7 protein-coding genes are annotated in these 11,726 nt (G+C 42.8%); 5 read left to right on the top strand and 2 right to left on the bottom strand.

Features of this window, described 5'->3' with window-relative positions; all coding sequences use genetic code 11:
- The first annotated feature begins 9 nt into the window (after nt 1–9).
- A complete protein-coding gene (gene uriH / locus HV560_RS02405; RefSeq protein WP_176812072.1) occupies nt 10–939 on the top strand; it encodes a uridine-preferring nucleoside hydrolase UriH in 930 nt (309 codons plus the stop codon).
- Nucleotides 940–978: 39 nt separating this feature from the next.
- Here the strand turns inward: uriH and recG are convergent, their stop codons facing one another.
- Complete coding sequence (gene recG, locus HV560_RS02410; RefSeq protein ID WP_176812073.1) at nt 979–3,060, bottom strand: ATP-dependent DNA helicase RecG; 2,082 nt, start codon at nt 3,058–3,060, stop codon at nt 979–981.
- A gap of 188 nt (nt 3,061–3,248) precedes the next feature.
- Here recG and htpG point away from each other — a divergent pair, with 188 nt between their 5' ends.
- Nucleotides 3,249–5,132, top strand: a complete 1,884-nt coding sequence (gene htpG, locus HV560_RS02415; RefSeq protein ID WP_176812074.1) for a molecular chaperone HtpG — start codon at nt 3,249–3,251, stop codon at nt 5,130–5,132.
- 53 nt (nt 5,133–5,185) lie between these two features.
- Here htpG and HV560_RS02420 read toward each other — a convergent pair whose 3' ends face one another.
- Complete coding sequence (locus HV560_RS02420) at nt 5,186–5,779, bottom strand: hypothetical protein (protein ID WP_176809422.1); 594 nt, start codon at nt 5,777–5,779, stop codon at nt 5,186–5,188.
- A 172-nt stretch (nt 5,780–5,951) separates the two neighbouring features.
- Here HV560_RS02420 and proS point away from each other — a divergent pair, with 172 nt between their 5' ends.
- The 3 genes from proS to HV560_RS02435 all read left to right on the top strand — a co-directional run bounded on the left by proS (nt 5,952) and on the right by HV560_RS02435 (nt 11,720).
- Nucleotides 5,952–7,667 carry a proline--tRNA ligase gene (gene proS / locus HV560_RS02425; protein WP_176812075.1) on the top strand — a complete coding sequence of 572 codons (1,716 nt, stop codon included), beginning with the start codon at nt 5,952–5,954 and terminating at the stop codon, nt 7,665–7,667.
- Nucleotides 7,668–7,817: 150 nt separating this feature from the next.
- Nucleotides 7,818–9,962, top strand: coding sequence for a TonB-dependent hemoglobin/transferrin/lactoferrin family receptor (locus HV560_RS02430; protein ID WP_176812076.1), 2,145 nt, complete (start codon nt 7,818–7,820; stop codon nt 9,960–9,962).
- A gap of 69 nt (nt 9,963–10,031) precedes the next feature.
- A complete protein-coding gene (locus HV560_RS02435; protein ID WP_176812077.1) occupies nt 10,032–11,720 on the top strand; it encodes a ShlB/FhaC/HecB family hemolysin secretion/activation protein in 1,689 nt (562 codons plus the stop codon).
- Nucleotides 11,721–11,726 lie beyond the last annotated feature (6 nt).

The following is an 11,726-nucleotide window of genomic DNA, read 5'->3' on the forward strand; positions in this document are numbered from 1 at the left end:
ATGAATGATATGGCACAAAAAATTATTTTAGACTGCGATCCTGGGCACGATGATGCGATTGCAATGATGTTGGCGTGGGGAAATCCGAATATTGATTTATTAGCAGTTACCACAGTGGTTGGGAATCAAACCTTAGAGAAGGTTTCTCGCAATGCGTTAGCAGTAGCAGAAATTGCCAATATCCGCACTATTCCTTTTGCGAAAGGCTGTCCTCGTCCATTAGTGAGAGAAGTAGAAAATGCCCCAGATATTCATGGTGATTCTGGTATGGATGGCCCTGTTTTGCCGGAATCTACAATGCAATTTGAGGAAAAGCACGCAGCACAATTAATTATTGATTTAGTAATGTCCTATCCTGAAAAAAGTATTACACTCGTCCCAACGGGTGGGTTAACCAATATCGCCTTAGCTGCTCGCTTAGAGCCTCGTATTATTGAACGAGTAAAAGAAGTGGTGTTAATGGGTGGGGGCTATCACACGGGTAACTGGAGTGCCGTAGCGGAATTTAATATAAAAATTGATCCAGAAGCTGCTCATATCGTATTTAATGCGGGCTGGAAAGTGACGATGATAGGCTTAGATTTAACTCATCAAGCTCTAGCAACGCCAGATGTGGTAGAACGTTTTAAAGCATTAAATAGCAAGCCAGGGCAATTTGTGGTTGATTTATTAGCGTTCTTCTCCAAAATGTACAAACAAGCCCAAGATTTTGATGCTCCACCAGTTCACGATGCTTGTGCAGTGGCTTATGTCATAGATCCAAGTCTAATTGAAGTGCAACAAGTGCCAGTCAGTATTGAGTTAACAGGTACGCATACGTTAGGGATGACTGTCGCTGATTTTCGCTATCCACCCAAAAAATGTAATACTTGGGTAGCGAAAAAACTAGATAAAGACCGTTTTTGGGATTTGGTGATTGATGCGGTAAAACATCTATAATAGAAATAAGGCTGAGATTTTTCAGCCTTATTCATTTAATTAAGCATTTGTATATTCTGCCTTATTATCTAACCATCTCTTAATCAACGCTTGTGCAAGCGGTTGATTTTCGCTAATAATTTGCTTAGCGTAGTGTTGAACTAGCGGGATTATTTTACGGTCTCGCATCAAATTCGCCACTTTAAATTCTGCCATTCCAGTCTGCTTGGTGCCTAATATTTCCCCAGTGCCACGAATTTCTAAATCTTTTTCGGCAATGTAGAAACCGTCTTGGCTATCCCTCATAACCTGTAACCGTTTGCTAGAAATTTTGCCGAGAGGTGGTTTATACATCAATACACAGTGAGAGGCAGTTGAACCACGCCCAACTCGACCTCGTAATTGGTGCAGTTGAGCTAATCCTAACCGTTCAGAGTTTTCGATGATCATCAAACTCGCATTCGGTACATCAACACCTACCTCAATCACAGTGGTGGCAACCAATAAATCTAAATTAGCGGATTTAAATTCCGCCATAATATCCTGTTTTTCTTGCGGTTTCATTCGTCCATGTACTAAGCCAATGCGTAAATCAGGCAACGCTCGCTGCAAATCTTCCGCAATTGCGGCCGCGGCTTGGGCTTCTAGCACTTCCGATTCATCAATCAGTGTGCACACCCAATAGGCTTGGCGATTTTCTTGTTTACAGGCTTGGTAAACTCGCTGCACAATTTCCGCTCGCCGATCTTCTGAAATCACTACGGTAGTAATAAGCGTTCTGCCTGGTGGTAGCTCATCAATAATAGACGTATCTAAATCAGCATATACTGTCATTGCCAGTGTGCGTGGAATCGGGGTTGCAGTCATAATGAGTTGGTGCGGATACACATTCCCTTTCGCTCCCTTTTCACGCAGAGTTAAGCGTTGATGTACGCCGAAACGGTGTTGTTCATCAATAATGACTAAAGCTAAATGATGAAACGCCACATTTTCTTGGAACAGGGCGTGCGTACCGATAATCATCTGCACATCACCGTTTTTAATCGCTTCTAATTGAGCTGTTCTTGCCTTGCCTTTCACTTTGCCAGCGAGCCAGCCTACCTTAATACCGAACGGATGGAGCCAATTTGCAAAATTACTAGCATGCTGTTCGGCAAGAATTTCAGTCGGTGCCATCAGTGCAACTTGTTTGCCGTTATCAATTGCTAGTAAGGCAGCAAGAGCCGCAACAAGGGTTTTACCCGAACCTACATCACCTTGTACTAAACGCATCATCGGATTTGAATGAGCTAAATCTTGCTCAATATCTGCGGTCACTCGGCTTTGGGCATTGGTCGGCTGAAAAGGTAAACTTGCCAAAAAGCGTTGCTTAATGTCGGTTTTATACCGTAATGCTTCCGCACATTGCTGTTTTACCCCCAAGCGAAGTTGCTGCATTGCCAAATTATGAGCCAGTAATTCTTCAAAAATTAACCGTTTTTGAGCTGGATGTTCGCCTTTTTCTAATACCTGTGCGGAAATAGTGGGTGGCGGACGGTGCAACAACTGCAACGCCTCTTTTAAACTATATTGGTGTGGATTGTATTCATCGGGCAGAAGTTCGGCAACGTTCACTTTTTCCAATAACGCCAGAGCTTGCTCGGTTAGTTTACGAAGTGAGGCTTGCTTTAAACCTTCGGTGGTGGAATAAATCGGCGTCAGCGTTTCTGCCAACTCAAGCGGTTGATTATTACGGATAATTTGATATTCAGGGTGATGAATTTCTGCCATAAATCGCCCACGTTTTACTTCACCAAAGGCTTTTACTCTAACACCTGTGGCAAAGCTGTTTTTCATTCCTGCATTGAAATTGAAAAATTTGAGCATAATTTTGCTCGTGCTGTCAGAAAGTGTGACGGATAAAATCGGACGGCGACCAAACTGCACTTCAGTGAGCTGAACATACCCCTCAATGGTGCAGTAACTTTCAGGGCGAATGTCTGCAATTGGGGTAATACGAGTACGATCTTCGTATCTGATTGGCAGATGAAATAGCAAATCCTGCACATTATTAATGCCGATACGGCTCAGTTTTTCCGAAATTGCCGCCCCCACGCCCGAAAGGGCAGTTAACGGTACGCCATCTAATAGTTGTTCGCTCATAGTGTTATTCAAATCATCATTACTGGAAACAAGTATAAGGGTTAAATCAGGTTTTCTCTATTTTTTAATCATTTTTCTTGCATACAAGCGGTATTTTTTTCTCTCATTTTTTGCAAAAAATCTTGAAAATTTGACCGCTTGCCCCATCTAGTTTCTGTTTTTTAAATGTTAAATAAAAGGAATACACAATGGCAAATCAAGAAACTCGTGGCTTCCAGTCGGAAGTGAAGCAACTTTTACAGTTGATGATTCATTCTCTTTACTCTAACAAAGAAATTTTCCTGCGAGAGCTGATTTCAAACGCCTCAGATGCCGCAGACAAGCTTCGTTTTAAAGCACTCTCTGATTCTTCTTTATACGAGGGCGATGGCGAGTTGCGTGTGCGGGTGTCGATTGATGACACTCTCGGTACTATTACGATTGCGGATAACGGTATTGGAATGACCCGTGAGCAGGTGATTGAGCATTTAGGTACGATTGCAAAATCAGGCACCAAAGAGTTTTTAAATGCTCTGGGTGCAGATCAAGCGAAAGACAGCCAGCTTATTGGGCAGTTCGGTGTGGGCTTTTACTCATCGTTTATTGTGGCGGATAAAGTCACGGTAAAAACTCGTGCCGCAGGCGTGCCTGCTGAGCAAGGGGTGATTTGGGAATCAGCCGGAGAGGGCGAATATACGATTGCTGATTTTGAGAAAACCGATCGTGGCACCGAAATTATTCTACATTTGCGTGAAGAGGAAAAATCATTTTTAAACGAATGGCGTTTGCGTGAGATTATCGGTAAATACTCCGATCACATCGGCTTAGCGGTGGAAATTCAAACCAACGAATACGATGAGGAAGGTAAACCAAGCGGTCAAAAATGGGAAAAAATTAACAAAGCCCAAGCTCTTTGGACTCGCTCGAAAAACGAGATTTCAGACGAGGAATATAAAGAGTTCTACAAGCACATTAGCCATGATTTTGCTGAGCCATTGCTTTGGTCGCATAACAAGGTTGAAGGAAAGCAAGAGTACACCAGCTTGCTTTATATACCAAGCAAAGCACCCTGGGATTTATTCCAACGTGAGCAGAAACACGGCTTAAAACTCTATGTGCAACGAGTCTTTATTATGGACGATGCAGAAGTGTTTATGCCTAATTACCTGCGTTTTATTCGTGGTCTGTTAGACACTAACGACCTACCGTTAAATGTCAGCCGTGAAATTCTACAAGAAAACCGTGTTACGCAATCGCTCCGTTCTTCTCTAACCAAACGGGCATTGCAATTATTGGAAAAATTGGCGAAAGACGATACAGAAAAATATGCTCAATTCTGGAAAGCGTTTGGCTTAGTGCTGAAAGAGGGCGTGGGTGAAGATTTTGCCAACAAGCAACAGGTGGCAGGCTTGCTCCGTTTTGCTTCAACGCACTCAGATTCTAGCGAACAAGCGGTCAGTTTTGCTGATTATATTGCAAGAATGAAAGCGGGGCAGAAAGCAATTTATTTCTTAACAGCAGATAGTTATCAAGCGGCTAAAAATAGCCCACACTTAGAGTTGTTTAATAAAAAAGGTATTGAGGTGTTGTTGCTTTCCGAACGCATTGATGAGTGGGTAGTTAGCCATTTGACAGAGTTTGATGGCAAACCATTGCAAAGCATTACCAAGTCTGATTTAGACTTAGGCGACCTTGCTGACAAAGCGGAAGATGAAACCCAAAAAGCCCAAGAGGCAGAGTTTGGCTCATTCTTAGAACGAGCAAAAGGCTACTTTGGTGAACGGGTGAAAAATGTGGTGCTCACTCATCGTTTAACGGATACACCTGCAGTGGTTTCAACTGATAGCGATGAAATGACCACTCAAATGGCAAAACTGTTTGCTGCAATGGGGCAACAAGCACCAGAAGTGAAATATACTTTCGAGCTAAACCCAGATCACACAATGGTGAAAAAAGTCGCGGATATTGCAAGTGATGATGAGTTCAATGAGTGGATTGAATTACTATTTGAACAAGCGTTATTGGCAGAACGAGGCACGCTAGAAAATCCGATTGCATTTATTAAGCGAATAAATAAGTTATTAAATGAATAACTCAAATAAAAATCCACCTCAAAGGTGGATTTTTTAGTTAATAGGACAGGTTTTTACTGCTTATTTGTTTCTGGTTGTTGAGTGGCTTTTTGCTCTCTTTGACCTTCAAGCGATTGTTCTTCTGGTAATCCTTGTTCTTTGTGTGGCGTTGGCTCTTTTTGACCAATCGCTTTTGATAATTCTTCAGGCGTAGTTTGCTGAACAAGTGGTTTACCCTCACTTCCTACCCCTGTTGATTTTGCCGTTGGGGTATGTTCAAGCGTTTTAGCGTGAGTTTCTGGTTTTTGCTCATTGGCTAACGTTTTAGGCTCTGGTTGTTTTTGGTTAGCCTGCGGAACTTCAGCGGGTTGCTGTTGTTGCTGACCTTCAAGCGATTGTTCTTCTGGCAATGCTTGTTGTTTGCTTGGTGCGGGTATGTTTTGCGTATCTTTCGCTTGCTCACGCTTTTCTTCTTTTGTAACAGCTGGAAGCGGCTGTGGCTGTTTGACTTCTAGCTCTTTATGCGGATCTACGGTTTGTTGAGACTCAGTTTTTGTTGGTTCAACTGCTTCTACTTTTTCTTCTTTCTTCTCATTATTGCCAATAACATAATTACCGCCAATAAATGCCACTAAAACTAATACAATTAATAAAAATATTTTAGCCATTGTTTATCTCCTTTACTCAGTTTTTCCTATCCTAACACGTTCTGAAGCCAATACACAACAAGCGGTTATTTTTTTATGGGATTTTGCAAAATTTTCTGAAAATCTGACCGCTTTGTTTTAGAATAGACAACATTTTTAAGCTTCTAAAAATATAAAGAGAATAGGAATAACAATGCGTACAAGTCAGTATTTATTTTCAACCCTTAAAGAAACCCCGAATGATGCACAGGTAGTGAGCCATCAATTAATGTTGCGTGCCGGAATGATTCGCCCGATGGCATCTGGGTTATATAACTGGTTGCCAACTGGAATCAAAGTGTTGAAAAAAGTGGAAAATATTATTCGTGAAGAAATGAATAAAGGCGGAGCAATCGAGGTATTAATGCCTGTGGTGCAGCCAGCGGAATTGTGGGTGGAATCGGGGCGTTGGAATGATTATGGTCCAGAACTGTTACGTTTTAAAGATCGTGGTGAGCGTGATTTCGTACTTGGCCCCACTCACGAAGAAGTGATTACGGATTTAGTTCGCCGAGAAGTCTCTTCTTATAAGCAACTTCCGCTGAATTTATACCAAATTCAAACCAAATTTAGAGATGAAGTTCGCCCTCGTTTTGGCGTAATGCGTTCTCGTGAGTTTGTGATGAAAGATGCTTACTCTTTCCACACCACCCAAGAGAGTTTACAAGAAACCTACGATATTATGTATCAGGTTTATAGCAACATTTTTACACGCTTAGGCTTAGATTTCCGTGCGGTACAGGCAGATACTGGCTCTATCGGTGGTTCAGCGTCGCACGAATTCCAAGTCTTAGCTTCAAGTGGTGAAGACGACGTGGTTTTTTCAACCGAATCAGATTTTGCCGCCAATATCGAATTAGCAGAAGCGGTAGCCGTAGGAGAACGCCAAACACCAACTGCGGAGATGACATTGGTCGATACGCCAAATGCGAAAACCATTGCTGAGCTAGTGGAAAATCACGGTTTAACCATTGAAAAAACGGTGAAAACGTTAATCGTGAAAGGGGCGACTGAAGAGCAGCCACTAATTGCATTAGTGATTCGGGGAGATCACGAATTAAACGAAATCAAAGCACAAAAGCATCCGTTAGTCGCTGATCCGCTTGAATTCGCTGATGAGGCGGACATCAAAGCAAAAATCGGGGCGAGTGTGGGGTCTTTAGGTGTGATTAACTTGCCCATTCCTGCAATTATTGACCGCTCGGTTGCATTAATGTCAGACTTCGGCTGCGGTGCGAACATTGATGGCAAACATTATTTTAATGTGAATTGGGAACGTGATGTCGCAATGCCTGATGTGTTCGATTTGCGTAACGTAGTGGAGGGCGATCCAAGCCCAGATGGTAAAGGTACATTGCAAATCAAACGTGGTATTGAAGTAGGACACATCTTCCAATTAGGTAAAAAATACTCGGAAGCAATGAAAGCAACGGTGCAAGGCGAAGATGGCAAACCGCTTGTGATGACAATGGGTTGTTATGGTATCGGCGTGACTCGTGTGGTGGCTTCTGCCATCGAACAGCACCACGATGAGCGTGGCATTATCTGGCCAAGTGATGAAATTGCACCGTTTACGGTGGCAATCGTGCCGATGAATATGCACAAATCGGAAAGTGTGCAAGCCTTTGCCGAAGAGTTATATACGACCTTAAAATCACAAGGTGTTGATGTGATTTTTGATGATCGTAAAGAGCGTCCAGGTGTGATGTTTGCAGATATGGAGCTTATTGGAGTACCGCATATGGTGGTGATTGGCGAGAAAAACCTAGAAAACGGTGAAATTGAATACAAAAACCGTCGCAATGGTGAAAAACAGATGATGGCGAAAGAGAACTTGCTTGATTTCTTGAAGGCAAATGTGAAAGCCTAATTGCAATATTTCGCATAAAATTGACCGCTTGTTGATTTGCCCCTCCAACAAGCGGTTTATTTTTGTATAAAAATAATTTTTATTATTGATAATTGTTCTCAATATAAATATTATAGCCACTTTACTTTATACCTAAAATTAGGGGCTACAATGAAATTATCTAAAATTTACCTTGCGTTATTGGCTAGTTCAACGGCTGGTTATGCTCTTGCTGATCAATCAATCAATCAATCAACTCTTGATATCATTAATGTGGTGGCAACTCGTGACCCGAGTAAATTTGCCGACAATCCGCAAAAAGCAAGCAAAAATAATCTCCTTTCTAAACAAGCTACTAGCATTGCTGATGCGTTAAAAGATAATCCAAACGTCGATATTCAAGGCGGTTCCCGTGCCATTGCTCAGAAGCCAAACATTCGTGGTTTGAGCGGTAACCGTGTAGTGCAGGTGGTTGATGGCGTGCGTCAGAATTTTGATTTGGCACATCGTGGTTCCTATTTTTTACCGATGTCGTTAATTCAAGAAATTGAGGTGATTAAAGGCCCGAGCAGCTCATTGTGGGGTAGCGGTGCGTTGGGCGGCGTAGTGGCAATGCGTACGCCGAACGCGTTGGATTTGCTTAAAAATAACGAAAAATTTGGGGCAAAAATCCACCAAGGTTACCAAACTGCCAATAATTTGTCTGAAACCGACGTTTCCTTGTTTGCGGCGAACGATAAATTCGATGGGCTGATTACGGGGTTCCGTAACAATGCTGATAATTTACGCACAGGTGAAGGGCGAGAACTAAACAACACGGCATATCAGCAAATGGGTGGTTTGGCGAAACTGGGTTGGCAAATTAACGACACCAATCGTTTGGAACTTTCCCACCGTGAAAGCCGAATTAAACAAACTGCACCGAGTAATAACGAGGTGGAAAATCCACTCACAAATGAACAGATTGTAGCGGAAATCCGTCGTTTCCACACAACAGTGACTCATACTGATCCGCAATACGCACAAAAATTGGCGGATTTCTATGCGGGTGTCACTTCACGCTTCGGGAGTGTGAGCTATTTAACCGATCAAAAAATTACCGATAAAAGCACTGCACTGAACTACTATTTCAATCCATATAATCCTTATATCAATACCCAATTTACTCTTTATCGTAACAGTACCAAAGAGAAAGAAAAACGTCAGTTAAGCGGTGTGAAAGATCAAACCAAACTCAATACCACGGGGTTGAATTTGCGTAACCATTCAGAATTACCAGGGTTATCCTTGGTATATGGCGTGGATTATATGTTGGATAAAGTTGCAACTCAACGTGGTAGAAATAATTCAGATGCACAATATCGTGCTAATCCTTATGAGGCAAAATCTAAAACCACAGGTGCTTATTTGATTGCACATATTCCGTTGTTTAACGAAAAAGTCGTCTTTTCTCCGAGTGTACGTTACGACCATTTCAACACTTTAAGTGAAACGGTGAAATACAAAGATAGCCATTTATCTCCTGCTGTAAAACTAACTTGGAAAGCAACAAATTGGTTGGATTTAACTGCTAAATATAATGAGGCATTTCGTGCACCTTCAATGCAGGAGCGTTTTGTTAGTGGCTCACATTTTGGGGCGAGTTTTATGGGCAGAAACATCAATAACACCTTCGTGGCTAACCCGAATTTGCGTCCTGAAACGGCGAAAAACAAAGAAATTTCCGCCAATTTCCACTTTGATGGCGTCTTTACCGAAAACGATAAACTCAATGTGGCGGCGACCTATTTCCGTAACGACGTGAAAGATCTGATCAATCTGCAATTATTCAAACAAAATTCAGCAGATCGACGCGAAATTCCACCGAAATTGTCACAATACCAAAACATCGCCAACGCTCGTTTAGCTGGGGTTGAGTTGAAAGCACAATATCAAACCGAGCGTCTCGGTGTGTTTGCGGACTACGGTATGACCAAAGGTAAAGACAGATCCACAGGCGAAGCCTTGTCTAACATCGCGGCAGGCAAAATTGGGCTAGGCGTAGATTATGCGGTGGTGAAAGATAAATTCACCGTAGGGGCGAAAGTGACTCGCTATAACGCTCAAACCCGCGTGCCGAAAAACCACGGAATGACCTACCAAGGCTACACATTGACCGACCTCCGTGCCACCTACGCACCGCTGAAAGGCGAGTGGGCAAATCTGCGTTTAGATTTTGCAGTGGAAAACTTGTTCGATAAAAAACATTTACCGGCATTTAGCCTGATGGAAGGGGCAGGACGCAACGTGAAAATAAGTGCAGGTTATACCTTCTAATATAAAGGGGAGAAGGATTGACAAGCGGTCACTTTTCCCCAATTTTTTGCAAAATTGATAGGAGATACAATGAAATTTAATTTATCGGCGATCGCAAGTGCGATCGGTTTTGCCCTTGTTTTGAATACCTCAGCGTTTGCAAATGTACCCAACGCTGGTACGCTGAATCGCGAATTGGAGCAGCGTAACATTCAGCCGAAAATCAAACCAAGTGGTGAAATGTTCAACCAAGCCAGTAAAACGCCATACACCGCACAAGATGGGCAGGGGCTGAAATTCCCGCTTTCCCGTGTGCAAATTTTCGACCGTGATCAACAAGAAACCTCCGCTCCTGAATTGGCAGGCGTTTTGGCGAAATATGTGGGCAAAGAGGTCTCGCTGGCGGATTTAAACCATTTGGCGAACGACATCACTGAGTTTTATCGCAGTAACAACTATTTGGTTGCCAAAGCAATTATCCCACCTCAGGAAATTGAACAAGGTGTGGTGAGAATTTTGCTGTTAAAAGGCAATATGGGTGAGGTTCGGCTGCAAAATAACAGTGCCTTGAGTGAAAAGTTTGTCGCTCGTTTAGCGAATACGACGGTCAATTCAACCGAATTTATTTTAAAAGACAAGTTGGAAAAATTAGCTTTGACGATGAACGATATTCCTGGCGTGAATACCAGCTTGGAACTTTCCGCAGGCAAGAAAGTTGGCGAAGCGAATTTATTGCTTAAACTCAATAATGCCCAGCGTTTTTCGGGGTATGTGTCGGCGGATAACCAAGGTAACAAAACCACAGGACGTTTTCGTTTCGCGTTGGGGGCAAAAGCCAATAATTTGATTGGTTGGGGCGATGAATTGAAGTTGGATTTGATTAGCTCCAACAATGCTAATTTGAGAAATGCCCGTTTGGATTACTCTTCGCTCATCGACGGCTACGCCACCCGTTTGGGTGTCACAGCAAATTATTTGGCGTATGAATTAGGCGGCAATTTCAAAGATTTGCAATCAAAGGGGAACTCACATAGTTTTGGTGTGTATGTGTGGCATCCGACCATTCGTACGCCAGATTTCCGCTTAAATACCAAAGTCAGCTTTAACCACCAAGCCTTAACTGACAAACAGCAAGCCGTTGATGTGGTGCAAAAGCGTAAGCTCAACAGTCTCACTACGAGCATTAACGGGGCGTGGAACAACATCAAAGACGGCACGAGCTATTTTTCACTGTCGGCATTATTTGGTAATTTAACTAACCAAACCAACGAGAGAACACACTATGTGGTAGATGATTTCCAGCCGAAATCCCGTTTCACTGTCTATCAATATAGCTTGTCACACGAGCAAATGCTGCCTAATGCCTTTGGCTTCACTGTTGGCGTGAATGGGCAATTTACTGACAAAACGCTCGACAGCTCGCAAAAAATGCTACTGGGTGGCTTGTCTGGCGTACGTGGCTATCAAGCTGGTATTGCTTCGGTGGATGAAGGGCATATGGCACAAATAGAACTCAAACATTATTTACCGCTCTTTTCCAAAAGCGTGCTGACCAGCTCGGTTTTCTATGATTACGGCATCGGCAAATACTATAAAAATAGTCGTTTCTTGGCAGCAGGCGTGGAAAACAAGGTAAAAGTACAAAGCCTTGGGGTGAGCTTCTCGCTTTCAGCGGCAGGCAACTATGCGGTGAATGTGAGTGCGGCAAAGCCGTTGGGTAACAAGATCAAAAACGCAGACAAACACCAGTTTGGATTTTCTGTGATTAAAACATTCTAGGAGGAA

Source organism: Mannheimia pernigra (assembly GCF_013377995.1).
In the GTDB taxonomy this organism is placed as follows: Bacteria; Pseudomonadota; Gammaproteobacteria; order Enterobacterales; family Pasteurellaceae; genus Mannheimia; species Mannheimia pernigra.

Excerpts from the sequence above, each read along its gene's own strand:
- uriH (WP_176812072.1), top strand. The coding sequence starts at position 10 with ATGGCACAAAAAATTATTTTAGACTGCGATCCTGGGCACGATGATGCG.
- recG (WP_176812073.1), bottom strand. The coding sequence starts at position 3,060 with ATGAGCGAACAACTATTAGATGGCGTACCGTTAACTGCCCTTTCGGGC.
- htpG (WP_176812074.1), top strand. The coding sequence starts at position 3,249 with ATGGCAAATCAAGAAACTCGTGGCTTCCAGTCGGAAGTGAAGCAACTT.
- proS (WP_176812075.1), top strand. The coding sequence starts at position 5,952 with ATGCGTACAAGTCAGTATTTATTTTCAACCCTTAAAGAAACCCCGAAT.
- HV560_RS02435 (WP_176812077.1), top strand. The coding sequence starts at position 10,032 with ATGAAATTTAATTTATCGGCGATCGCAAGTGCGATCGGTTTTGCCCTT.
- HV560_RS02430 (WP_176812076.1), top strand. The coding sequence starts at position 7,818 with ATGAAATTATCTAAAATTTACCTTGCGTTATTGGCTAGTTCAACGGCT.
- HV560_RS02420 (WP_176809422.1), bottom strand. The coding sequence starts at position 5,779 with ATGGCTAAAATATTTTTATTAATTGTATTAGTTTTAGTGGCATTTATT.